22 protein-coding genes are annotated in these 23,757 nt (G+C 71.6%); 10 read left to right on the top strand and 12 right to left on the bottom strand.

Features of this window, described 5'->3' with window-relative positions:
* Nucleotides 1-14: 14 nt before the first annotated feature.
* Nucleotides 15-725, bottom strand: coding sequence for a dienelactone hydrolase family protein (locus tag ACFWGJ_RS23925; RefSeq protein WP_387327911.1), 711 nt, complete (start codon nt 723-725; stop codon nt 15-17).
* A gap of 180 nt (nt 726-905) precedes the next feature.
* Between ACFWGJ_RS23925 and ACFWGJ_RS23920 the strand changes: the two genes are divergently transcribed.
* From ACFWGJ_RS23920 to ACFWGJ_RS23910, 3 genes are all read left to right on the top strand, one after another.
* Nucleotides 906-1,316: a VOC family protein gene (locus tag ACFWGJ_RS23920; RefSeq protein WP_387327908.1), complete on the top strand. Its 411-nt coding sequence runs from the start codon at nt 906-908 to the stop codon at nt 1,314-1,316.
* Nucleotides 1,317-1,366: 50 nt separating this feature from the next.
* Nucleotides 1,367-2,464, top strand: coding sequence for an adenosine deaminase (locus ACFWGJ_RS23915; protein ID WP_387327905.1), 1,098 nt, complete (start codon nt 1,367-1,369; stop codon nt 2,462-2,464).
* Nucleotides 2,465-2,817: 353 nt separating this feature from the next.
* The gene (locus ACFWGJ_RS23910; protein WP_387327902.1) at nt 2,818-4,044 is read left to right on the top strand and encodes a cytochrome P450; all 1,227 of its coding nucleotides are present in this window, start codon (nt 2,818-2,820) and stop codon (nt 4,042-4,044) included.
* Between the two features lie 188 nt (nt 4,045-4,232).
* On the opposite strand, the gene ACFWGJ_RS23905 is transcribed toward ACFWGJ_RS23910, so the two are convergent.
* The 6 genes from ACFWGJ_RS23905 to ACFWGJ_RS23880 form a co-directional block, all read right to left on the bottom strand.
* Nucleotides 4,233-5,498 (bottom strand): cytochrome P450, encoded by a 1,266-nt coding sequence (locus tag ACFWGJ_RS23905; protein ID WP_387327898.1) that lies wholly within the window; start codon nt 5,496-5,498, stop codon nt 4,233-4,235.
* Entirely contained in the window at nt 5,495-6,112 is a 618-nt protein-coding gene (locus ACFWGJ_RS23900; RefSeq protein ID WP_107019020.1) for an ATP/GTP-binding protein, read from the bottom strand. The genes ACFWGJ_RS23905 and ACFWGJ_RS23900 overlap by 4 nt, the downstream gene beginning before the upstream one ends.
* Nucleotides 6,093-6,449, bottom strand: coding sequence for a DUF742 domain-containing protein (locus tag ACFWGJ_RS23895; RefSeq protein ID WP_189776066.1), 357 nt, complete (start codon nt 6,447-6,449; stop codon nt 6,093-6,095). Before ACFWGJ_RS23895 ends, ACFWGJ_RS23900 begins: the two co-directional genes overlap by 20 nt.
* Entirely contained in the window at nt 6,446-6,868 is a 423-nt protein-coding gene (locus tag ACFWGJ_RS23890) for a roadblock/LC7 domain-containing protein (protein ID WP_107019232.1), read from the bottom strand. The genes ACFWGJ_RS23895 and ACFWGJ_RS23890 overlap by 4 nt, the downstream gene beginning before the upstream one ends.
* Before the next feature lie 118 nt (nt 6,869-6,986).
* Nucleotides 6,987-8,768 (bottom strand): ATP-binding protein, encoded by a 1,782-nt coding sequence (locus ACFWGJ_RS23885; protein ID WP_387327894.1) that lies wholly within the window; start codon nt 8,766-8,768, stop codon nt 6,987-6,989.
* A gap of 329 nt (nt 8,769-9,097) precedes the next feature.
* The gene (locus ACFWGJ_RS23880; protein ID WP_387327892.1) at nt 9,098-10,018 is read right to left on the bottom strand and encodes a LysR family transcriptional regulator; all 921 of its coding nucleotides are present in this window, start codon (nt 10,016-10,018) and stop codon (nt 9,098-9,100) included.
* Nucleotides 10,019-10,131: 113 nt separating this feature from the next.
* Here ACFWGJ_RS23880 and mgrA point away from each other — a divergent pair, with 113 nt between their 5' ends.
* Nucleotides 10,132-11,124, top strand: a complete 993-nt coding sequence (gene mgrA, locus ACFWGJ_RS23875; RefSeq protein WP_210894359.1) for an L-glyceraldehyde 3-phosphate reductase — start codon at nt 10,132-10,134, stop codon at nt 11,122-11,124.
* A gap of 236 nt (nt 11,125-11,360) precedes the next feature.
* Here the strand turns inward: mgrA and ACFWGJ_RS23870 are convergent, their stop codons facing one another.
* On the bottom strand, nt 11,361-11,744 hold the full coding sequence (locus tag ACFWGJ_RS23870) for a nuclear transport factor 2 family protein (protein ID WP_387327913.1): 384 nt from the start codon (nt 11,742-11,744) through the stop codon (nt 11,361-11,363).
* Between the two features lie 345 nt (nt 11,745-12,089).
* Between ACFWGJ_RS23870 and ACFWGJ_RS23865 the strand changes: the two genes are divergently transcribed.
* The 4 genes from ACFWGJ_RS23865 to ACFWGJ_RS23850 all read left to right on the top strand — a co-directional run bounded on the left by ACFWGJ_RS23865 (nt 12,090) and on the right by ACFWGJ_RS23850 (nt 16,605).
* The gene (locus tag ACFWGJ_RS23865; RefSeq protein ID WP_387327890.1) at nt 12,090-12,500 is read left to right on the top strand and encodes a hypothetical protein; all 411 of its coding nucleotides are present in this window, start codon (nt 12,090-12,092) and stop codon (nt 12,498-12,500) included.
* 76 nt (nt 12,501-12,576) lie between these two features.
* Entirely contained in the window at nt 12,577-14,913 is a 2,337-nt protein-coding gene (locus ACFWGJ_RS23860; protein ID WP_387327887.1) for an FHA domain-containing protein, read from the top strand.
* A gap of 19 nt (nt 14,914-14,932) precedes the next feature.
* Nucleotides 14,933-15,652 carry a hypothetical protein gene (locus ACFWGJ_RS23855; RefSeq protein ID WP_387327885.1) on the top strand — a complete coding sequence of 240 codons (720 nt, stop codon included), beginning with the start codon at nt 14,933-14,935 and terminating at the stop codon, nt 15,650-15,652.
* Nucleotides 15,652-16,605, top strand: a complete 954-nt coding sequence (locus tag ACFWGJ_RS23850; RefSeq protein ID WP_387327882.1) for a serine/threonine-protein kinase — start codon at nt 15,652-15,654, stop codon at nt 16,603-16,605. The genes ACFWGJ_RS23855 and ACFWGJ_RS23850 overlap by 1 nt, the downstream gene beginning before the upstream one ends.
* Before the next feature lie 144 nt (nt 16,606-16,749).
* Here ACFWGJ_RS23850 and ACFWGJ_RS23845 read toward each other — a convergent pair whose 3' ends face one another.
* Nucleotides 16,750-17,394 (bottom strand): class I SAM-dependent DNA methyltransferase, encoded by a 645-nt coding sequence (locus ACFWGJ_RS23845; RefSeq protein WP_387327879.1) that lies wholly within the window; start codon nt 17,392-17,394, stop codon nt 16,750-16,752.
* A gap of 30 nt (nt 17,395-17,424) precedes the next feature.
* Complete coding sequence (locus tag ACFWGJ_RS23840; protein ID WP_387327876.1) at nt 17,425-18,702, bottom strand: streptophobe family protein; 1,278 nt, start codon at nt 18,700-18,702, stop codon at nt 17,425-17,427.
* Nucleotides 18,703-18,896: 194 nt separating this feature from the next.
* Between ACFWGJ_RS23840 and ACFWGJ_RS23835 the strand changes: the two genes are divergently transcribed.
* Nucleotides 18,897-20,237: a DUF6777 domain-containing protein gene (locus ACFWGJ_RS23835; RefSeq protein ID WP_387327873.1), complete on the top strand. Its 1,341-nt coding sequence runs from the start codon at nt 18,897-18,899 to the stop codon at nt 20,235-20,237.
* Nucleotides 20,238-20,252: 15 nt separating this feature from the next.
* On the opposite strand, the gene ACFWGJ_RS23830 is transcribed toward ACFWGJ_RS23835, so the two are convergent.
* Nucleotides 20,253-21,719: an esterase gene (locus tag ACFWGJ_RS23830; RefSeq protein ID WP_387327871.1), complete on the bottom strand. Its 1,467-nt coding sequence runs from the start codon at nt 21,717-21,719 to the stop codon at nt 20,253-20,255.
* A gap of 161 nt (nt 21,720-21,880) precedes the next feature.
* A complete protein-coding gene (locus ACFWGJ_RS23825; RefSeq protein ID WP_387327868.1) occupies nt 21,881-23,113 on the bottom strand; it encodes an epoxide hydrolase family protein in 1,233 nt (410 codons plus the stop codon).
* Nucleotides 23,114-23,254: 141 nt separating this feature from the next.
* Here ACFWGJ_RS23825 and ACFWGJ_RS23820 point away from each other — a divergent pair, with 141 nt between their 5' ends.
* A complete protein-coding gene (locus tag ACFWGJ_RS23820; RefSeq protein WP_387327867.1) occupies nt 23,255-23,737 on the top strand; it encodes a VOC family protein in 483 nt (160 codons plus the stop codon).
* The last annotated feature ends 20 nt before the right edge of the window (nt 23,738-23,757 follow it).

The raw sequence follows: 23,757 nt of genomic DNA, 5'->3' as shown, positions 1-23,757 counted from the left end.
GCAGCGGCGGGCGGTCAGCCCAGCTGCGCGTGCAGGAACTCGACCGTGCTCCGCCAGGCCTGCGCCGACGCCTCGGGGTCGTGGACCTCCGGGCGGCCGTCGTTGAAGAAGGCGTGGTCGGCCGGGTAGACGCGGAAGTCCGGGGTGATGCCGGACTGTTCGCGGATCGTCCCGGCGAGCGTGGTGAGGGAGTCCACGGGGATGGCGGAGTCCCGCTCGCCGTAGTGCCCGAGGATCTGTGCCTTGAGGCCGGAGAAGTCCGGGGCCTGGCCCTGGATGACGCCGTAGAACGGGACGGCGGCACGGACGCGGGGGTCGGTGGCCGCCTGGTAGAGGACGAAACCGCCGCCCATGCAGAAGCCGACCGAGCCGACCGTCTCGGAGGTGACCTCCGGCATGGCCAGCAGATGGTCGACGGCGCCGGACAGCAGCTCGACACCGCGCGGCACCGGCAGCTCCTGCATCATGCGGTACGCCTCGGAGCTGTCATGGGCGACATTGCCGCCGTAGAGGTCCGGGGCCAGGGCCACGAAGCCCTCCTTCGCCAGCCGCTCGGTGACGTCGGCGATGTGGTCGGTCAGCCCCCACCACTCCTGGATGACGATGACGCCGGGCCCTCGTCCGGCCGGTGGCAGTGCCAGGTAACCGTGCGCGGTGGTGCCGCCGCTCGGGAAGGTGACGTTCTGGTGGGCGGGTGCCCCGGTCGACCTGGGCGTCTCGGACATGGTGTGTCACTCCTGTCACTCGATCTTCCCTCCAGCATGCAGGAGGGAGATGCCGCGCGGGCAGGCGACCCCCCGACGATGGCGTATCCTCGCGTGTTACGTATAACCCCCGCCGTTCGCCCCTACCGACCACGCCCTGCTGCCGGCCCCCTGCTGCAGCGACCTACCGAGAGGCCCCCGATGCGACGCGTCGCCCTGGTCACCCTCGTCGTCGACGACTACGACGACGCGATCCGCTTCTACACCGAGGCACTCGGATTCCGGCTCGCCGAGGACACCCCGCGGCCCGACGGGTCCCGCTGGGTCGTCGTGGAGCCGGACACCGCCGGAGGCGGCACCGGACTCCTGCTGGCCCGCGCCAAGGACGAGGCGCAGCGCGAGCGGATCGGCGACCAGACCGGCGGCCGGGTCGGCTTCTTCCTGCACACCGACGACTTCGCCCGCGACCACGCCCGGATGACCGCCGCCGGCGTCACCTTCCTGGAGGAGCCGCGGCACGAGACGTACGGCTCGGTCGCCGTCTTCCAGGACCTGTACGGGAACCGGTGGGACCTGCTGCAGCCGGCCGCCCCCGACACGCCCGCCCAGTAGTCCGGCCCCACCCCGCCCCGCCCCCAGAGAACCTGCCGAGGAAACACCGCATGACCGCGCCCCGCACCGACGCCCTCAACGGCCTCCGTCCCGACACGGACACCATCCGCCGGCTCCCCAAGGCCGTCCTGCACGACCACCTCGACGGCGGTCTTCGCCCCGCGACACTCGTCGAACTCGCCGGCGCGGTCGGGCACACCCTGCCCACCGCCGACCCGGACGCGCTCGCCGCCTGGTACTACGAGGCGGCCAACTCGGGCGACCTCGTCCGCTACATCGCCACCTTCGAGCACACCCTCGCCGTCATGCAGAACCGCGAGGGCCTGCTGCGCACCGCGGAGGAGTACGTGCTCGACCTCGCCGCGGACGGCGTCGTCTACGGCGAGGTCCGCTACGCCCCGGAGCTGATGCTGAACGGCGGGCTCACCCTGCCCGAGGTCGTCGAGACCGTGCAGGAGGGCCTGGCCGCCGGTATGGCGAAGGCGGCTGCCGCCGGTACGCCCGTCCGGGTCGGCACGCTGCTGTGCGGGATGCGGATGTTCGACCGCAGCCGTGAGATCGCCGACCTGACCGTGGCCTTCCGGGACGCGGGTGTCGTCGGCTTCGACATCGCGGGCGCCGAGGACGGCTTCCCGCCCGCCGACCACCTCGACGCGTTCGCGCACCTGCGCGGCGAGAACGTCCCGTTCACCATCCACGCCGGTGAGGCCCACGGCCTGCCCAGCATCCACCAGGCGCTGCAGGTCTGCGGCGCCCAGCGCATCGGCCACGGCGTCCGGATCACCGACGACATCGTGGACGGCAAGCTCGGGCGCGTCGCCGAGTGGATACGCGACCGCCGGATCGCCCTGGAGATGTGCCCCACCTCCAACCTCCAGACCGGCGCGGCCACCTCGATCGCGGACCACCCGATCACGCGGCTGCGCGACCTCGGCTTCCGCGTCACCCTCAACACCGACAACCGCCTCGTATCCGGGACGACCATGACCCGGGAGATGTCCCTGCTCGTCGAGGAGGCGGGCTGGACCCTCGGCGACCTGCGCACGGTCACGGTCAACGCCCTCAAGAGCGCGTTCATCCCGTTCGACGAGCGCAACGCGCTGATCCGGGACGTGGTCCTCCCGGGGTACGACCTCGGAGCGCGCTGACGGCCCCGCGCCGACAGGTCTCGCACCGACTCCCGTGCCGACGGTCCCGCGCCGGCCGGTGCAGGCTGACACGTGTCGAATGAGTCGTGGCCGGAACTTTTCGCCGACTCCCGGAGCGGTGGTTCGCCGCCGGGTGAACCACCGCTCTCCCGGCGGCAGGACGATCACCGGACTCCGGCACAACGGTGCAAAACTCTCGGATTCCGGGCATGAATCCGCCGTAAGACGTGATCCTGAGGCGCCCGCTGTACAGATAGGTGGGGCGTTCAACTTCGGCCAGGACTGGACTGTTTGAGCCATCGAAAGATCATTAACCTGTTCCTCGACGGCACGCATCCAACACGAGGAGTTCCGTGTCCACTGCCCAGCAGGCGCCCGACATCCTCTCTCCCGAGTTCGCCGCGGATCCCTACCCCGCGTACGCGGCGATGCGAGAGAAAAATCCCCTGATCTGGCACGAGGCCACCCAGAGTTACATCATTTCCCGCTACGACGACGTCGAACGGGTCTTCAAGGACAAGAAGTCCGAGTTCACGACCGGCAACTACGACTGGCAGCTGGAGCCGGTCCACGGCAAGACGATCCTCCAGCTCAGCGGCCGTGAGCACGCGGTGCGGCGCGCACTCGTCGCCCCCGCGTTCCGTGGCAGCGACCTCCAGGAGAAGTTCCTGCCGGTCATCGAGCGCAACTCGCTCGCGCTCATCGACGCCTTCCGCGAGACCGGCTCGGCCGACATCGTCAGCGACTACGCGACCCGGTTCCCGGTCAACGTCATCGCGGACATGCTGGGCCTGGACAAGGCCGACCACGCCCGCTTCCACGGCTGGTACACGGCCGTCATCGCCTTCCTCGGCAACCTCTCCGGTGACGCCGAGGTGACCGCCGCCGGTGAGCGCACCCGCCGGGAGTTCGCCGAGTACATGATCCCGATCATCCGCGACCGGCGCGACAACCTGGGCGACGACCTGCTGTCGACGCTCTGTGCCGCCGAGGTCGACGGCGTCCGGATGAGCGACGAGGACATCAAGGCGTTCTGCAGCCTGCTGCTCGCCGCCGGCGGGGAGACCACCGACAAGGCGATCGCCAGCATTCTCGCCAACCTGCTGATGAATCCCGAGCAGTTGGCGGCGGTCTACGAGGACCGCAGCCTGATCCCCGCGGCCTTCGCGGAGACGCTGCGCTACACCCCTCCGGTCCACATGATCATGCGGCAGTCGGCCACCGACGTGGAGGTGTCCGGTGGCACCATCCCGCAGGGGGCCACGGTGACGTGCCTCATCGGAGCCGCCAACCGCGACGAGCGCCGCTACGACCACCCCGACCGGTTCGACATATTCCGGGACGACCTCACCACGACGTCGGCGTTCTCGGCCGCGGCCGACCACCTCGCGTTCGCGCTGGGCCGGCACTTCTGCGTCGGCGCGCTGCTCGCCAAGGCGGAGGTCGAGATCGGTATGAACCAACTGCTCGACGCGATGCCGGACCTGCGCCTCGCGGACGGCTTCGACCCCGTGGAACAGGGAGTCTTCACCCGGGGCCCGCAGTCCCTGCCGGTTCGGTTCACCCCGGTCGGCGCCTGACGACCGACGTCCTCCGCGTGCCACACAGGGCATGCGGAGGACAGGGCGCGCCCCGGAAGGGGCGCGGGGCTGTGACATTGTGCGGCTCCGCCCCGCGGGCGCGCTCAGCCCCAACGCACCCGCAGGTGTGCAACACACCCGCAGGCATGCAACACACCCGCAGATATCCAGCTGAACCCGGCGGAGCGCTAATGCACGGCCGGCGTGAACTGCACCGGCAGCGAGTTGAGCCCTCGCATCCAGATCGACGGCCGCCACGTCAGCTCCGCGGGATCGACCCCCAGCACCAGGTCGGGCAGTCGCTCCAGCAGGGTCTCCACCGCCGTACGGGCCATCACGTCCGCGAGGAGCGGCGCCGGATACGGGCAGCGGTGCTCGCCGTTGCTGAACGACAGGTGTGAGGAGTTCTCCGCGCCGACATGCGACTCGGGCCAGATCTGCGGGTCCGTGTTGGCCGCCGCGAGACCGAGGACGAGGCAGTCGCCCTCACGGATGAGCCGCCCGCCGAGCTGGGTGTCGCGCACGGCCCAGCGGCCGATGAAGTTCTGGGTCGGCGTGTCCAGCCACAGCACCTCGTTCAGCGCGTCGCCGACGCTGACCCGCCCGCCGGAGACGTTGACCGCGAACCGCTCGTCGGTCAGCAGCAGCCGCAGGGTGTTGCAGATCCAGTTGGCGGTCGGCTGCTGGGCGGCGGCGATGACGGAGATCAGGTCCTGCACGATCTCCTCGTCGCTGAGCCCCGCCGGGTCCTGCAGCATCCGGGAGGTGACATCGGGCCCCGGCCGGTCCCGCTTCTCCTTCACGAGCTGCATGATGCGTTCCCCGACGCGCATGTACGCCGCCACCGGGTCGTCGCCCTCACCGGCGTCGAGGGAGATCCGCAGATCGTCGACGAGCTGCTCGGTGTCCGCGCTGCCCTGCGGCATACCGCACATCCACAGCACCGCGCGGGCCGGCAGGGCGTGCGCGTACGTGCTCATCAGCTCGGTCTGCCCGCTGCCGCCGAAGGAGGCGATCAGCGACTCGGCGATCGACTGGCACTCACGGGCCAGTTCGAACTGGTCGACCCCCTCCAGCGCCTGCGTGATGACACCGGCCCGGCGCTGGTGCTCCGGGCCCTCGGTGAACAGCACGGACGGCTGGTAGCCGACGAACGGCATCAGGGGCCAGTCCGCGGGAATGTTCGGCCACTGGTTCCAGCGCCGGGAGTCCCGCGCGAACAGCTCGTCATGGCTGGTCACATAGCTGACCTCGGGGTATCCGAGGACGAGCCAGGCCGGGATGTCACCGTCGAGGAAGACCGGAGCCACCGCTCCGTGGTCCCTGCGCATGGTGCGGTACAGCTGCGAGGGCGTCTGCTGGTACTCAAGGCCGCCCAGCTGCACGGCGGAACCGTGCGCGGGGCAGCCCGGTGGAGGGGTCTTCGACGAAGAGGAGCCGGTGGTGTCGCTCACGACGTCCCTTCCTGGGACAGGGCCAGTGCGTACAGATGGTCCACGAGAGTGATCAGGACTTCCTTGCCCGACGACCTGACCCGGGCGTCGCAGTCGACCATGGGCACATGGTCGCCCAGCGCGAGCGCCTGCCGGATCTCGTCGAGCGAGAACCGCTGTTCGTCGTCGTCGAAGCGGTTGACGGCCACCACGAACGGCGTCTTGTGGTGTTCGAGCCGGTCTATCGCGTACCAGGAGTCCTCCATGCGCCGGGTGTCGACGAGGACGATCGCGCCCAGCGTGCCGGAGAACAGCCGGTCCCACAGGAACCAGAAGCGCTCCTGGCCCGGTGCGCCGAACAGATAGAGCACCATCCGCTGGTTGAGGCTGATGCGCCCGAAGTCGAAGGCGACGGTGGTCGTGGTCTTGCGCTCCACGCCCGCCGTCTCGTCGACGCCCTGCCCCGCCTGCGTCATCACCTCTTCGGTGTTCAGCGGCCGTATCTCGCTGACCGAGCGGACCAGGGTGGTCTTCCCGGCGCCGAAACCGCCCACCACGACGATCTTCAGTCCGGTCTCGGCGGCATCGGCCAGCGGCGTGCGCTGGGCGGGCAGCTCAGAGGTTGCGGAGCCCATGGAGCACCTCCTGCAGCAGTGCGGTTTCGGGGAGGGTCGCGACGGAGTCGGCCGCGCGGGGGTGACGGGCGCTCACCTTGCCCATGGCATGGAGGTCGCCGAGGAGGATCCGTACGACGGTGATGGGCAGCTTGAGCTCGGCCGAGACCTCGACCAGCGCCGTGGGATGCCGGCACAGCTCAAGGATCCGGACGTGCTCGGACTGCATGCCGGCGGTCGGCTCGCACTCGCTGACGATCAGCGTGACCAGGTCGAAGGCGTCATCGGCTTCGCTGCGTCCGCCCGTGACCGTGTAGAGCCGGTCCGGGTCGCCGATGTCCACGGGTTTGCGGCTCACGCCGAGGCACCCCTGGTGGTGACGGGCGTACGGGGTTCGGCCCGCAGATGGTCACCGATCTGCTCCACCAGCTCGGTCATCTGATGGCCGACGACGCCCGGGTCGGCGCTCTCCTCGGCGACGAGCGCGAGGTGCGCGCCCTGGCCGGCCTCGACGATGAACAGGAGGCCGCCGTGGAACTCGGTCATGGAGTGCCGGACACCGCCGGTTCCGTCGCCGAACTCCACGGACGCGCCCTGGGCGAGAGCCTGGATGCCGGAGCAGATCGCCGACAGCTGGTCGGCCTGGTCGAGGGTCAGGTGTTCCGTCCAGCACAGCTTCAGACCGTCCCGGGACAGGACGAGTGCGTGGCGGGTGCCCGGCGTGCGCTCCAAGAGGTTCATCAAGAGCCAGGTGAGGCTGTTGTCAGTGGTCTCCATGATGGGCGGGGCGGGTGATGACCAGTCGGCGGTCACCCGGCCCGTTCCTCCAATCCAACGGGGTGCGGCGAATCAGTGCGGGGTGGGCTTGCGGAGCTGTGCGAAGTGCGGAGGGGACCTATCCGGCCGCCTCGGGCCCGGTCCCGGGTCCGGTCTCCTCGCCGGGAGCGGCGGGGGAGGCGGGCGAGGAGTCGGTGGTCCCGGCGGCGTGCCGGCCGCGGTGGAAGGCGCCGAACCGGCTTCCGGCGTCGCGCGCCGGAGCGTTCACGTCGGGCTCCGCCCTGGCCGGCTCGGGAGCGTTCTTCGTGCGGCCTCGTTCCGCCTCGGCCATGGTGCGGCCGGGAGCGCGGACGGGCAGTCCGCCCGCGGTGGCCTCGCCGCGCCGGCGGGGGATGTCCACCGGGGGCGCCTCTTCCACGGGCGCGGGCGCCTGCGGCGTGCGTACCGGAAACGATTCCTCGGCCGCGGGGGCCGGCGCGGGCGCCGGGGGCGCGGCCGGTGCGGCGGCCGGGAGGTCGGCGCCGGGGCGCGGACGTTCGGGACCGACCGGTTCGCGCTGCTGGGCCACCAGCTGGGGCGGCAGCAGGACGACGACACCGGTGCCGCCGCGCGAGGAGGGGCGGTAGTTGACGCTGATGCCGTGCTTGGCGGCGAGCCGTCCCACCACGCTCAGGCCCAAGCGGGTGCCCTGGAGCGAGGCGAGGTCGGTGACCTGGCCCGACACCGACTCCTCGGCCCGGCGCATCGAGGCGTCGGACATCTTCAGTCCGCTGTCCTCGATGGTGATGACGAGACCGGCGCTGCGCTCCTCCACGTACACGTGGACCTCGTCGATCGGCGGCGAGAAGTTGGCGGCGTTGTCCATGAGTTCGGCCAGCAGGTGCATCACGCCCTCGGCGGCGAAGCCCGCGATGGAGGCCTTGCTGGAGTTGTGCAGCCGCACCCGCCGGTACGCGGCGATCCGGCCGACGGAGCCGCGCAGGATGCTCTCCATGACGATCGGCTTGTTCCACACACGGCTGGACCGACCGCCCATCAGCAGGGCGAGCCGGTCGGTCATGAGGCCCAGCTGGGAGGTGCTGTGGTCCAGTCGCAGCAGATCGCCGAAGATCTCCCCGCCGTGGCGGTCCTGCATGTCCCGGAGGTCGGCGAGCATGCCGACGGTCTTGGCCTGGACCCGGCTGAGCGCCTTCGCGGAGGCGGCCTGGGCGGCGGCGGACCGGCGCTCGCTGTACGCCAGTTCACGGATGAACGATTCCGCGGGGGAGCGCAGCAGCGGATTGGTCGGCCAGTCGAGCTTGGCGAGCACGGTGTCGGCGGAACTGCCCTCGCGCAGCAGGGACACCGCGGCGGGCAGGGTGTCGTGGGTCAGGCGCTCCAGTTCCTGCGTCCCGTTGGCCAGTTCGCGCCGCATCATGTCGAGGTCCGACTGCGCGTCGGCGGTCCGCCGTACGGACTGGGCGACCTCGGTGGTGAAGACGTGGAGCATCCGGCGCAGATACGGGTCGGAGGGGGTGGGCAGACCGGCCAGCACCTTGTCGGCGCCCACGCCGTTCTTCAGCTGCTCGGCCACCGCCGGCAGGGTCACGTTGACCAGCTGGTCCGTCTCGGCGCCGTGCTGGCTCCAGTTGTTCTTGGTCATCTCCAGTTCGCCGGTGCGCGACAGTGTCTGGCGGTGGGCCTTGCGCAGCCGGGCGGAGGCGAGGGCGACGACGGCCGCTATGCAGCCCCAGGCGGCGATCGCCGTGCCCGCCACCCAGGGGCGGGCTCCCTCCGGGGCGAGGCCGACGGCCGCTCCGGCGCCCGCGGCGGTGATGACCAGGACCGCGGGGAACACGACCGGAGTGGAACCCGTCCTCTGCGCAGATCGGCGCTGACGGGGGCTGGCAGGCACTGGCATTCCGCGGTCCCTCGGTCCGTGCGAGCAGGAGTACGTCCACAGGTGAGACATCGTCGAGACCACGCAAGGCGGTGGACCGCCTTCCGGATCAAGCGCGTCGCTCATGCTAGTCACCGGACCTGGCTGTCGGGTCCGGCAGGGGTCCGTTCCCCCCAACGACTTCACATCGTCGGGAAATGGCTACCTCGAAACGACTGTGTGGTAGATGAACTGAGTTGCCGTCAACTCGACGCTGACATGCGGCGGTCGGCATTTTCATGCGCTTTGCCGTCCGCGAGCCGTGTTCGAAACTTCGTCACCTTCGATGCGCAGGAGGCATTTTCGGCCAACTAGCCGCTGATCCCGGCCGATGAGTCGACCGTCTCGACGGCCAGAACCTCCGTGTCGAGCAGGGACATGAAGGCCCTCGCCGCCGGGCTGGTCGCTTCCGGCGGCGGCAGCATCGCGACCGTCTCGTACGGCGTCTCGGTGTCGGCCTTGAGCGGGAGGGCCGGAAGGGCCGGCCGCTTGTGCGCGAAGTGGCGCGGTACGACCGCGATGCCGAGGCCCTCCTCGACGAGGTCGAGCAGGCTGTGCACGTCGTTCACCTCCAGGGTGACCGTGCGCTGCACCCGGGCCGCCGCGAAGGCCGCGTCGGTGGTGCGGCGCGGCCCCCAGTCGGGGTGGAAGTCGACGAAGGCCTCGCCGCCCAGCTCGTGCGGGGTGACGGGACCGCCGCCCGCCAGCCGGTGCGAGGGATGGCAGACGACGGTCATCGGCTCACGGGTCAGCGGCAGGCTGCGCAACTGCTCCGTGTCGGCGCGGGTCGTCACCGCGAACGCCAGGTCCAGCCGGCCCGCGGCGACGTCCTCCGCGAGCGCGCCCGAGCCCGCCTGCCGCAGCCGGATCTCCACGTCCGGATGCCGCCTGCGGAACTCGGCCAGCAAAGGGGCCACGTGCACGCCCGCGATGCACTGCTCGGTGCCCAGCGAGAGCGTGCCGCGCAGCACGCCCTGCACGGCGGCCACCGCGTCGTGGGCCGCGCGGACCTGTGCCAGGATCCGCTCCGCCTCGGTCAGCAGCGCCCGCCCGGCCTCGGTGAGCGTGACCCGGCGGGTGGTGCGGACGAACAGCGGGGCGCGCAGCTCGCGCTCCAGGGCCCGGATGGAGGCGGACAGGCCGGACTGCGACACCATGAGGCGCTCGGCCGCCCGGGTGAAGTGCTGGTCCTCGGCGACCGCGACGAAGTGCTGAAGGTGGCGCAATTCCATGATTGAGAAGCGTATCCGCTGAATCCCATCCGATTCTCCTGTTGGACCACTGTCGGTGGGGCAGGCGAGAGTGGACCGTGGTCCACTCCGTACCGACCCCTCTGGAGAACGCGTTGTACACCGCACACACCGACCGCTACGCGGACATGCCTTACCGGCGCACCGGACGCAGCGGCCTGAAGCTGCCCGCCCTCTCCCTGGGCCTGTGGCACAACTTCGGCCCCGACCGGCCGGTGGACACCCAGCGCGCGATCCTGCGGCGAGCGTTCGACCTGGGTGTCACCCACTTCGACCTGGCCAACAACTACGGGCCGCCGCCCGGCGCCGCCGAGTCCGCCCTCGGCGAGGCCCTGAAGGCGGACTTCGGTCCCTACCGCGACGAGCTGGTCATCTCCTCCAAGGCCGGCTACCTGATGTGGCCGGGCCCGTACGGGGAATGGGGCTCGCGCAAGTACCTGCTGTCCTCGCTCGACCAGAGCCTGAACCGCATGGGCCTCGACTACGTCGACATCTTCTACTCGCACCGCCCCGACCCCGAGACTCCCCTTGAGGAGACGATGGGCGCCCTGCACTCGGCCGTCCAGCAGGGCAAGGCGCTGTACGTCGGTGTCTCGAACTACTCGCCGGAGCAGACCCGGGAGGCCGCCCGCATCCTGGGCGAGCTGGGCACCCCGCTCCTCATCCACCAGCCCCGCTACTCGATCCTCGACCGGCGCCCCGAGGAGGAGGGACTCCTGGACGCGCTCGACGAGCTGCGGATCGGGTCCATCGCCTACTCGCCGCTGGAGCAGGGCCTGCTCACGGGCCGCTACCTCGACGGGATCCCCGAGGGGTCGCGGGCCGCGAGCGACAGCCCCTTCCTGAGCGCGGACAAGCTGACCGAGGAGCTGGTCGCCGATCTGCGCGCGCTGAACGACATCGCCAAGTCCCGCGGGCAGTCCCTCGCGCAGATGGCGCTGGCGTGGGTGCTGCGGGGTGGGCGGGTCACTTCCGCGCTCATCGGTGCGAGCAGTCCGCAGCAGTTGGAGGACAGTGTGGCCGCCACGGGGAATCTGGAGTTCTCGCAGGACGAGCTCGATCGGATCGACTCGCTCGTTCAGCGGTAACGCTCCGCTTCGGGGTGGGGGCGTCGGGGTTTGGCTGCGGGCCGGTGGGGGCTGGCCGCGCAGTTCCCCGCGCCCCTTTGTGGGGCTGGGCCCGAGGGTCGGCTGCGGGCCGGTGGGGGCTCGTCGCGCAGTTCCCCGCGCCCCTTGGGGGGGCTGGTCTTGTGGGTTGGCTGCGGGTGCGTGGGGGCTGGTCGCGCCGTTCCCCGCGACCCTTTTCGGGTGGCTGACGGATCGTGTCAGTCCGCCGCCGGGACCCGGTCCAGGAAGCCGGATACCGTGCGGATTCGGGCGTCCTCGGTCAGGGTGATGACGTCTGAGCCGGCCACCGGGGCCGAGCCGTCCGTGGGGTTCACCAGTTCCCAGCCGAAGCGGGCGATGTCGTGGTGGCCGTCCACCGGGCCGGCCGGGCGGAAGACGAAGCCGGGGAACTGCTCGTGAGCCCCGGCGATCACCGCCGCGATCGCGTCGTGCCCGCGCACATCGGCGAGCGGGTCGGTGTATCCGCCGTCCACGGCCCACGCTGCGGCCACCGCCTTCGCCAGGGCCTCGGCTCCGTCGGCGTTCCACGCTTCGAAGTAGCGGGCGACGGCGGTCTCGTACCGGTTCTGGTGCGCGGACATGTTCACGGACATGAGGAATCAGCCTCCATCGAGGTCTTCGGGGTGCGGTACCGCAACCATGCCGGGCGCCGCCGGGGCCGTCGATTACCTCGCGGGTAATGGGCCGACGTGCGCGGATTCCGTACGGACGGAGGCGGTCCGACCCGTTTCGGCCAAACACTGCCGTGAATATGCCAAGAGACTGGCCGGAAAGCCGTGGTGACACTGTGTCAGGAGTGGCGATACTCAAAGGCTAGGGCGACTCGCCCTGCACATCACTCCTCGGAACAGCGCCACGGTGCACCGGAACGAGCCGCGGGAAAGAGAGGCCGACAGGCGGCGAGCGGATGCGATGGGGGAGTGATCGTGCACGATGAATTCCTGTGCCACGTCACCGCGTACGGAGTCTGTGGCGGAATGTGGGTCGGCGTACCGCTCGGCACCTACCGGGCGCCCACCCTGGCCCTGGCCATGTGGTGGTTACGGGACCGCGCGTCCTGGATCGCCGAGCGCCTGGACCCCGATCCCGACGCCCCCTACTTCCCGCCGAACTCGATGGCGCCCGTCGCGGGCACGACCCCCGATGTGCCCGGTCTGCTGCGCGCGTGGTGCGGCGACGACGCGCAGCAGGAGCTGACCGCGGAGGAGCTGGCCGCCGGGCATCTGGTGCGTATCGCCACGAGCGACGAGACCACCGAGTACGAACTGCTCGCGGAGTCCGTCGACGCCCTGCGGATGCAGCGGACCCTGCCCTTCCTGTCCGCCCCCGCCGCCTGAGCGGCCTCCCTTACCCGCTGCCGGGCCCTCGCGCCCGCAGCAGGCGCACATGTGGACGAATAGCTAGAATTCAGGCATGGGAGAGCGCTCGGCGGTGCCCGAACTCGTCCTCGAAACGGAGACGGGCTCCACGGTGATGACCCCGGACCACGCGTACCACGTCGGCCGGGACCCGCTCTGCGACATCGTCATCGAGGACGCCCGCGTCTCCTGGCACCACGCGGTCCTGCGGCCGGGCACCGACCACTGGACGCTGGAGGACGAGAACAGCACGAACGGCACGTACGCCGACGGCCGCCGCGTCCACGAGTGGGACGTCGGAGCCGGCAGCGTCCTGCGCTTCGGCGCCCCCGCCGACGGTCCGCGCGCCGTGCTCGCCGACCGGCCCCGGCCCGCCCCCGAGCGGCCCTCGGCCATCTCCGTGCCCGCCGCGACCGGCACCTTCCGGCAGCCCACGACCGTGCGGCCGCTGCCCTCGCGGACCGTCCGGATCGGCCGCGGCGGTGACAACGACCTCGTCGTCGACGACCTCGGCGTCTCCCGGCGCCACGCCGAGCTGCGCGCGCTGCCGGACGGCACGTACGAGATCGTCGACCTCGGCAGCCACAACGGCACGTTCCTCAACGGGCAGCCCGTCACCCGTGCCCGTATCGACGCGGGCGACATCGTCGGCATCGGACACTCGGCGTTCTGCCTGGTCGGCGACCAGTTGCAGGAGTACGTCGACACCGGTGAGGTCTCGCTCGACGTCCAGGATCTCGTCGTCGCCGTCGACCGGGGCCGCAGGACGCTCCTCGACGGGGTCTCCTTCCCCGTCGGCGAGAAGTGCCTGCTGGCCGTCGTCGGGCCCAGCGGCGCGGGCAAGTCCACGCTCCTCAACGCCCTGACCGGACTGCGCCCCGCCGACCGGGGCACCGTCCTGTACGACGGCCGCGACCTCTACCGCGACTACGCCGAGTTGCGGCGGCGCATCGGCCTCGTACCGCAGGAGGACATCCTGCACGCCCAGCTCACCGTGCGGCGCGCCCTCGCCTACGCCGCCGAGCTGCGCTTCCCCCAGGACACCGCGAAGGCCGAGCGCGAGGCCCGCGTCGAGGAGGTGATCCGCGAGCTCGGTCTCGAACAGCGTGCCCGGCAGCCCATCCACAGCCTCTCCGGCGGCCAGCGCAAACGCGTCAGCGTGGCCCTCGAACTGCTCACCAAGCCGTCCCTGCTCTTCCTCGACGAACCGACCTCCGGCCTCGACCCCGGCATGGACCGCTCCGTGATGCACATGCTGCGCGGACTGGCCGACGACGGGCGGACCGTCGTGGTCGTCACCCACAGCGTCCTCAGCCTCGACGTCTGCGACCGGCTGCTCGTCCTCGCGCCCGGCGGGAAGGTCGCCTACTACGGGCCGCCCGACGAGACGCTCGCCTTCTTCGGCTACGAACAGTGGCCGGAGGCGTTCGAGGCCTTCGAACGGGACAAGGAGAGGGACTGGGCCGGGGACTACCGCGCGTCGGCCCAGTACCGCCGCTACCTCGTCGACGCCACCGCCCAGCCACGGCTGCCGCAGGCCGCACCAACGTCCGGCGCGGTCGTACGCCCGCCCAAGGCGCAGAGCTGGGGCGCGCAGCTCGGCACCCTCGTACGCCGGTACGCGGCGGCTCTCGGCGCCGACCGCACCTTCCTCGCCATCATGATCGCCCTGCCCTTCGTGATGGGAGCGATGGCCCGGGCCCTCGCGGGCAGCAGGCTCACGCAGGAGACCGCGATGAACGCGCTGCTCATCCTCTGCGTCGGCGGAGTCCTGACGGGGGCGGCCAACGCCGTGCGCGAACTGGTCAAGGAACGGGTGATCTACCAGCGGGAAAGAGCCGTCGGCCTGTCCAGATCGGCGTACCTGATGTCCAAGGTCGTCGTCCTCGGCACGGTCACCGTGCTCCAGGCCGTCGTCCTGACCCTGGTGGCCCTGTTCGGCGTCGACCTGAACGCGCCCGGCGGCGAGGGTGTCCTCCTGCCGCCCCTCGTCGAGATCACGGTCGCCGTGGCCCTGCTCGCCTTCACCGCGATGATGCTCGGGCTCCTCGTCTCCGCGCTGGTACGGAAAGAGGAGGTCACGATGCCGCTGCTCGTGCTCCTCGCCATCGTGCAGGTCGTGTTCTGCGGCGCGCTGCTCAGACTCGACGGCGTCCCCGGTATCGAACAGCTGTCATGGCTGGTGCCGTCGCGCTGGGCGCTCGGCGCCATGGCGGGCACCGTCGGACTGGCCCGGCTCGTCCCCGGTGAACTGACGGCCGACCCGCTGTTCCGGCACTCGGCCGGGGTGTGGCTGCTCAACATGGGCATGCTCGTCGTCCTCTCGGCCGTCTTCGGCTACCTCGTGGCCCGGCTCCTCAGGCGGCACGAACCCGCGGTCATGCGGAAGTAGGAAAGGGGAGCCGCACGCGATGACGACAACTCCCGGATTCCGCCCCACGCATGTGGTGCCACGGGACGGCATGGCCGCGTGGGACGCCCCCGACCCGGTCCGGCCCACCGTGCCCCTCGACGCCCTCCTGCCGGTACGGCTCGTCGAGCGGCGCGGCGACTGGGGTCACGTCCTGTGCGCCAACGGCTGGTCCGCGTGGGTCGACGGCCGGCTGCTGGTCGCCGTACCGCAGGACCCGCCCGCCGCCGGACAGCCGCTCACCCGCACCGCCGATCCGCGTCCGCTGCTGGCCCGCGCCGAGGAGACGCTGCGCCGCTACCGGCAGCACGTCGAGGAGCTGGCGGCCGACCGCCTCGACCTGGAGACGTTCCACGACCTGACGACAGGGCTGCGGGCCGGGATCGTCGTGGAGGGAGAGGCCGTCTGGCTGTACGAGGCCGAGCACGAGCGGTGGGTGTACTGCGACGGCACACGCGCCAGCACGTACGCGACGGCACAGCCGCCGTCCACGGCACCGGCGGGCCCGGAGCCCGCACCCGCCGAACCCGGTCCCGGCCCGCCCGACGCCGCGTCCACCCCGGCGACGGGTCCCGAGCCGCCCGCGGTGGGCGGCCATGCGCCCACACAGGTCGTCCGGAGCGCGGGCCCGGAGCCCGCCGAGGGACAGGAGGGCGTGCGGCATGCCCCGACCCGCCTCGTCATGGGCGACGGTGACGGCACCGGGGACGGCGACGGGTGATGGCGTACGACACCGGTCCCCACACCGGGCGGCCCTCCGAACTGGTCGGCGAGCGGATCGCGGGGTATCGGATCGAGCGCGAGGTCGGTCGGGGCGGTATGGCCGTCGTCTACCGTGCCAAGGACCTGCGCCTGGACCGCACCGTCGCCCTGAAACTGCTCGCCCCGGAACTCGCCCGCAACGACACGTTCCGCAAACGCTTCACCTACGAGTCACGGGTGGCCGCCGCGATCGACCACCCCCACATCGTGCCGGTCTTCGAGGCGGGGGAGACGGACGGTGTCCTCTACATCGCCATGCGGTACGTGGCGGGCCGCGACCTGCGTCATCTCCTCGACCAGGAAGGGCCGTTGGCCATCACGACAGCCACCCGTATCGCCGCGCAGGTGGCATCCGCGCTCGACGCCGCCCACGACCACGGGCTGGTGCACCGGGACGTCAAACCCGGCAACATCCTGGTCGCGCCGGGTACCGACGGCGACCACCCCGAGCACGTCTACCTCACCGACTTCGGGCTGACGAAGAAGTCGCTGTCCCTGACCGGCTTCACGACCGTCGGCCAGTTCGTCGGCACGCTCGACTACGTGGCGCCCGAGCAGATCTCCGGGCGTCCGGTCGACGGCCGCTGCGACGTCTACAGCCTCGCCTGCGTGGTGTACGAGACCTTGGCGGGCGGGCCGCCGTTCCGACGCGACGACGACATGGCGCTGTTGTGGGCGCACCAGTACGACGTGCCGCCGGCGGTGTCCGGGGAGCGGCCCGAACTCGCCGGTGGTGTCGACGGCGTCCTGGCGAAGGCTCTCGCCAAGAGTCCCGACGACCGGTACGGGTCGTGTCTCGCGTTTGTGGCGGCGTTGCGGGCGGTTGTCGCGGGGGAGCCTGAGCGGGGTTGGGCTCCGCGTTTGCCTCCGGCGTGGGCTCGGTGTGTGTTCCCGGAGGTCGGGGGCCTGTAGGGATGTACGTCGGGTGCGGGCCGGTGGGGGCTTGTCGCGCAGTTCCCCGCGCCCCTCAGGGGGCGACGGTGGGCGCGGACTCCAGGGGTGCGGCGGTCCTGGGCAGCGGCTCGTCGCGCAGTTCCCCGCGCCCCTTCGGGGCTGTCAGGTTCTGGTGAGCAGCAAGTGGGCCTGGGGGAACTGGCGTTCGTCCTCCATGGGGGCCCTGACCAGGCGGGCCTTCTCCTTGAAGCCTGCCTCCGTCAGCAGGGCGGCCATGTGGTCGGGGGACCAGCGGTAGGCGAGGGCGACCTTGTGGTCGAAGGACTCCGCGAGCGCCGACGGGTCGTCGTGGGCCTGGAACGCGAGCAGCAGGTGACCGCCCGGCGCCAGTACGCGGTGGAACTCCGCGCATACCGTGGGCAGTTGCTCCGGCGGGGTGTGGATGATCGAGTAGCGGGCCATCGCACCGGCCAGCGTGCCGTCCGGGAGATCCAGCGCGGTCATCGAGCCCACCTCGAACCGCAGGTCGGGCCGGGCCGCACGGGCGATGGCGATCATCTCCGCGGACAGGTCGATCCCGGACACGTCCAGGCCGAGCGAGTCCAGCAGCGAGGTCACGTGCCCCGGGCCGCAGCCGAGGTCGGCCACCGGACCGCCGCCGTCCGCGTGCACGAAGGCGGCGAACGCCCCGAGCATCGCCCGGTCCAGCGGGAAGTCCTCCAGCCCGTCGGCGAAGAGCTCGGCATAGCGGGCGGCCCAGGTGTCGTAGGCCGTTCGGGTGGTGTGGAGGAACTCCGGCTCGATCATGGATGCGTACGGTAGTACGGCCCGCGGTCCTCAGTCCTTCGGATGCTCCAACTCGCCGTGATGCCGTGTACGGGAGGCGAGCAGCGCGCCCAGGAAGCCGGTGACCAGGCCCCAGAGCAGGGCGAGACCGAGCGCGCCCCACAGCCGCGGCCGCAGGAAGAGCTCGCCGGACAGGCCGCCGCCGAGGTCCCCGATGCCGAACAGCGACAGCCCGTAATGCGCGTCGATCCGGCCGAGCAGGCAGACGGCGAGCACCGTGAGCGCGAGGGCGACGGCCAGGTGCAGGCCGTGCCGCCAGGCCCGCATCCGGGCAGGCGAGCGTGAGGCCATCAGAAAGGCGACGGCCAGCAGGAGCACCGCGTCGACCGCCACCAGCCACCACACCCTGCCGTCCTGCTCCGACAGCGTGCGCAGATTCAGCGTCGAGAGGTCCGGCGTACGCAGCACACGGTCCAGCACCTGCGGCATCGGCAGCCCGAACGGCCCCTCCACCCTGCCGTCCCAGGTCGCGCCCAGCCCGATCGTGAAGACGGGCCAGACGAGGTTCGGCAGCCCCAGGAGGACCACGGCGAGGGTCTGGGCGGCATGCCCCCGGCTCACCGCCACCACCAGCGCGACGACCACCCCCAGGACCACGTACGCGAGCAGCAGCACGACCATGGCGTACGCGGCCGGCCGTACCGACTCCTGGAAGCGCAGCAGCCGGGGCGGGAGCGGCGCCCTGGGGGAGACGAGCAGCGCGAGGACGAGGACACCGGCCAGCCACAGGAGGCCGAAGGGCAGCGTCACCGGCACATCGGTCTCGAACCCGACCCGCGGTGACGAGGCGCCGAACAGATCGCCGAGGTCGGAGAGCGCGCCGTCACCGAGGGAGACCGCGAAGGTCCGGCGTGCCGACAGCGCGAGCGCGGTCAGGGCGAGCAGCCACAGGACCGCGATGCGGCCGGCCCAGCCCGCCAGTTCGGGCAGCCCCGCGACGGCCCGGTGGCGCAGCGGCCGCAGGAAACCGGCGGCGACGACCAGGGCTCCGGTCAGCGTCACCGAGAGCGGGAGCACCGTCAGGCCCGCCCGGGTCTCGGCGACCGCTCCGGCGTTCCCGGCGAACTTCACCGAGCCGCCGACCGCCGTCACCACCGTCGCGGCGACCACGCGCGGGAACGCCCCGTCGGGCAGGTCGGCGGCTCCCGCCGCCCACAGTCCGAGGGCGGCGACCACGAGCATGGCGAGCAGACCGGTGAGGACCGTCGCCAGGGCCTGGACCCAGCCGTGCCGGGAGACCGCCTGGTCAGGGGCTGCAGAGAGGCTCACGCTGTCACGCTAGGCAGGCCTGCGGCGGTGCGCCTGCCGGGTGGGCCGACCGCGTCGGCTTGCGGGTGGCACGGGACCGGAGCACACAATGGGCTCAATATGTGACGAAAGGCGCCAAAGCCACGCGAAGTGTGGTGCGGTCCCGCGGTCCAGCAGTCCGCGATCCCGCATCGCCGCGCCGGGAAGAGGAGCTCGTGAGCGTCGAACCGCCGTCCTCAGGCCGCCCCACCGGGCCGCCCTCCGGCCCCCTGTCGGGGCCGACCCGGCCGCACCCTGTACCCCCTCCGGACGGAAGCGGCCCCACGGGCTCGTCCATCGGCGGACCGGGCGAGGGGTCCGGAGCCGGTGCGGGAGCCGGCGGAGGGGGCGGGTCGGGCGACGGCCCCTCCGGTCCTTCCGGCCCTTCCGGACCCTCCAGCCCTTCCGGACCGTCCGGTTCGGGTGCGGGCAAGGGGCCCGGACGGCCCTGGTGGAAGTCGGTGCCGCGGGTCGCCCTCCTCGCCGCCGCGGTCGTCGTCGCCGTGGTCCTGGCCGTGGTGCTCACCCGGCCCGACGGCACGACCACCGCCACGGGTTCGGACGGCGAGGTCTTCCTCCAGGCGGCGGGCAAGGCGGGACCCGATCCGTTCACCGGGTCGACGGCCCGAGACGGCTCCGCCGCACCCGTGACGCCCTCGCCCTCGGACACCTCGGGATCCGCGAACGTGACGCGGGGCGTGGACGGTGCGGCGCCCGGCCTCTACGGCGGAACCCAGGACGTGGCCAGCTGCGACGTCGAGAAACAGATCTCGGCGCTGGACCGGTCCCCGGACAAGAAGCAGGCGTTCGCCTCGGTGCTGGACCTCAAGACCTCCGCGGTGCCCGCGTATCTGCGCTCGCTCACCCCCGTACAGCTGCGGATGGACACCCGTGTCACCAACCATGGCTACCGCGACGGCAAGGCCACCGGCTATCAGGCGGTCCTTCAGGCCGGCACGGCGGTCCTCGTCGACGACCGCGGAGTTCCCCGGGTGCGCTGCGCCTGCGGGAACCCGCTGCTGCCGCCGGTCGCGCTGAGGACCACACCCAGGAGGACCGGTGACTCCTGGCCGTCGTACCGGCCCTCCGACGTCGTGGTCGTCTCGCCCGCGACCCAGGTCGTCAACATCTTCGTGATCTTCGACCCGGACAGCGGCGACTGGTTCACGCGGCACAAGGGCGACACCGGCGGCAAGGACAGGAAGACGGATCCTCCGGCGAACCAGCCGTCCCCGTCCGTGAGTTCCCAGCCGCCCTCGTCCGCCTCCCCGTCGCCCTGCGTGTCCGCGGGGGACGGCGCCACCGTGCCCCCGGGCGGATCGACGAGCCCGTGCCCCTCGACCTCCGCCTCCACGGACACGCCGTCGTCGCCCTCCGAGAAGTCCGGGTCGCCGTCGTCCGAACCGCCGGCGCCGGACTCCTCCGAGCCGGCGCCCGACGACGCGTCCGGTACGACGACGGAGTCGGCCGCGAGTCACGGCGTCCCGGAGTCGGCCGCGACCTCCCCGGGACTGTGAGCAGCCTGCCGCGGCCTACTCGTCGATCGCGGCGCCGAACGCGGCGCCCAGGGAGGGCGCGCCGAGGGTGCCGGCCCCGTACGTCCACGACCCCGCGGCCGTGATGCCGCCCGCCCCGGCCGACAGCACCCAGACGAAGCCGTCGCCCGCGTTCTCGCCCGGCGCCGAGGCCAGCAGTCCGAAGCGGCCGTCCGCGTTGGGGTCGGTGAGCCGGACCTGGCCGCCCCACTTGTCGCCCTTCTCGGGCACACCGGACACGTCCGCCGAGTCCTGGTCCCACGACTTGGCGCCCGTCGCGGTCAGACCGGCGGACGTTCCGCGCAGCACCCACACCGCGCCGGCGTCGGCGACCGTGCCGATGTCCTCGCCCGCGGCGCCGATCGCCACGTCCGCGTACCCGTCCCCGTCCGTGTCCGCGACGGACAGGTCCGTGCCCCAGCCGTCGCCCCGCTCGGCCGTGCCGGGAACGCCGGGGGAGTCCTGCGTCCACCACTGGACCTCGTCCGAGGGCCCGTTCTCGCCGCCGTAGCGCACGCCCACCAGACCGCCGGTCATGGTCTCGCCGCCGTCGTCGGGGGAGTTCGGCTCGCCGGTCACCAGGTCGTCGTAGCCGTCGTTGTCGATGTCACCGGACGCGGTGACCGGGCCGCCGCGCACATCCCGCTCGTACGTCAGCCCGTCCGCCTGCCCGGAGAGGTACGTCGACCAGCCGTGCCCCGGTTCGTCGCCGGCCGTCACGCCCGACACGACGAGATCCGCGTACCCGTTCTTGTCGTAGTCGCCCGTGGTCAGGGACTTGGGCAGGATGTTCCGCTGCTGCGCCCGGGCGGAGAGCGGCGCGGTCGAGCGCCGCTCCAGCGAACCGGGCGCGGCGGAGTCGTAGGCGAACAGCTCCAGGCCGTTGTGGTCCATGACGGCCAGCAGGTCGGCCGGCGTCTCGTCCGTGAAGTGCCCCGCGGCCAGGCCCGCACCGAACTGCTCGTCCGTGACGGGTTCCTGCGTCTCCAGCCAGTCGCTGTCCGCCCCGGTCAGGCCCGCCTTCGAGCCCCACAGGATCGCGACACCGCCCGCGTCCGCGACCGTACCGAGGTCCTCGCCGGGGATGCCGACGATCGCGTCGTCGTACCCGTCGCCGTCCAAGTCACCGGTGCCGACCGCCTTGCCGAAGCCGTCGCCCGTCTCCGCCGCTCCCGCGACGCCCGCGGTGGACTGGCTGAAGAGGGCGGCACCGGTCGTCCCGATGCCCCGCGACGAGCCGTACTGCACGGTCACGAGCCCCGCGCCCTTCTTGCCGCTGACGGTCGCGCCGGGGGCGCCCACCAGCACGTCCTCGTAGCCGTCGCCGTTGAAGTCGCTGTTGCGGTCGGCGGCCCCCGTACTGCCGGGAGTGCCCGCGTACGCGGAGGGCGCGGATGCGATGCCCAGTCCCGCCAGCAGAAGAAATGATGCCGCGGCGAGTGCTGTGGAACGGTTCTTGCGCATGAGTCGGCTCCTGTCAGGAAGAACGGCTGGGCAGCGCGGGGGTGTCCGGAAAGGGCCCGTTCCTTGTCCGGCGCCCTGTTTGACGTCGCATGGGGCCGAAGGGTTGTACGGGAATTCCGAAGCCGTTCACAGCCGGCGGCGGCGCCTCCGCCCGGCCCCCGTCAGCTCGCGCCGGCGCCGGTGCCGTCGCCCCGCACCTGGCGGAAGAACGCCCGCACGTCCCCGACGAGCAGGTCCGGCTGCTCCATCGCGGCGAAGTGGCCGCCCCGGTCGAACTCCGTCCAGCGCACGATGACGTTCGTACGGTCCGCGTGGTGCCGCAGCGGAATGAAGTTGTCCCGGGGGAAGACGGCGAGCGCGGTCGGTGCGGTCGACGGCTGCGCGAGCGCGTTCCCGCCGTCGGCGTGCGCGCGCTCGTAGTAGACCCGCGCGGACGAACCCGCCGTGCCCGTCAGCCAGTACAGCATCACGTTCGTGAGCAGCTGGTCCCGGTCGACCGCGTCCTCGGGATACGAGTCCGAGTCCGTCCACTCCTTGAACTTCTCGACGATCCAGGCGAGTTGGCCGACGGGTGAGTCCGTGAGCGCGTAGGCGAGGGTCTGCGGCCGGGTCGACTGGAGGTCGGCGTAACCCTGCTGTTCGCGCGTCCACTCCTGGTGGCGCCGCCAGGAGGCGAGGGCGCGTTCGCGTTCCCGGGGGTGCAGCGCCGCCAGTTCCTCCGCGGTCGGTTCGGAGGTGGCGTGGGCGCCGGGCAGCAGGTTCAGATGGACGCCGATCACCCGCTCCGGGCGGGTGCGGCCCAGCTCGCGGGAGATCGCCGCGCCCCAGTCGCCGCCCTGCGCGCCGAACCGCGGGTAGCCGAGCCGGTCCATCAGTACGGCGAACGCGGCGGCGATACGGCGGTACTCCCAGCCGGTGTCGCGCGTGGGCCCCGACAGGCCGAACCCGGGGATGCTCGGCACCACCACGTGGAAGGCGTCGGCGGGATCGCCGCCGTGGGCACGGGGGTCGGTCAACGGGCCCACGACGTCCAGGAACTCCGCGATCGAGCCGGGCCAGCCGTGCGTGACGATCAGCGGGGTCGCGTCGGGCTCGGGCGAGCGGATGTGCGCGAAGTGCAGGTCGGCCCCGTCGACGACCGTCGTGAACTGCGGCCACTCGTTGAGCCGGGCCTCCGCCGCGCGCCAGTCGTAGGAGTGCCGCCAGTACTCCGCGAGCTCCTTGAGGTAGGCCCGCGGGACCCCGTGGGCCCAGCCCACCCCCGGCAGCTCGTCCGGCCAGCGCGTGAGGTCCAGACGCGCGTGCAGATCGTCGAGGTCGGCCTGAGGAATGTCGATACGAAAGGGACGGAGCCGGCTGCTCGGCTGACCGCTGTCGCCGTACGGGGAGATCATGACGGCCCATGCTAGTTCGGCGGTGGACACCGGTCCTGCGCATGAAGAGCGGCCGGAAAGCCGGCGCGCCACCGATGAGTTTTCCGCCGAGGACCGGTCGGTACAGACGACAGCGTTCCCGCTCCGCTCCAGGAGGTACTCATGAGCACCGACGGTTTCACCACGTGTCTGTGGTTCGACGGCCAGGCCGAGGAGGCCGCGAACTTCTACGTGTCCCTCTTCAAGAACTCCGAGCTGGGGAAGACGGTCCGTGCCACGGAGGCCGGACCCGGCCCCGCCGGTTCCGTCGTCACGGTCGAGTTCGTGGCCAACGGCCAGAGGTTCGTCGGGCTGAACGGCGGACCGCAGTTCAAGTTCACCGAGGCCATCTCCTTCACGATCGACTGCGCGGACCAGACCGAGGTCGACTTCTACTCGAACGCGCTCATCGAGGGCGGCGGCGAGCAGGGCCCCTGCGGCTGGGTGAAGGACAGGTTCGGCCTCTCCTGGCAGGTCGTGCCGACCCGCCTGATCGACATGATCAGCGACCCCGACCAGCGGAAGGCCGGCCGCGCCACGGCGGCGATGCTGAAGATGCACAAGCTCGACCTCGCCGCTCTGGAGAAGGCGTACGCGGGGGAGTGAGCGCCGGCCAGCCTGGTCGC

Origin of the sequence: Streptomyces sp. NPDC060205 (assembly GCF_042728395.1) — a bacterium.
Classification (GTDB): domain Bacteria; phylum Actinomycetota; class Actinomycetes; order Streptomycetales; family Streptomycetaceae; genus Streptomyces.
The sequence above is the reverse complement of the archived record's forward strand: the minus strand, read 5'-3'. Positions and strand labels throughout refer to the sequence as shown.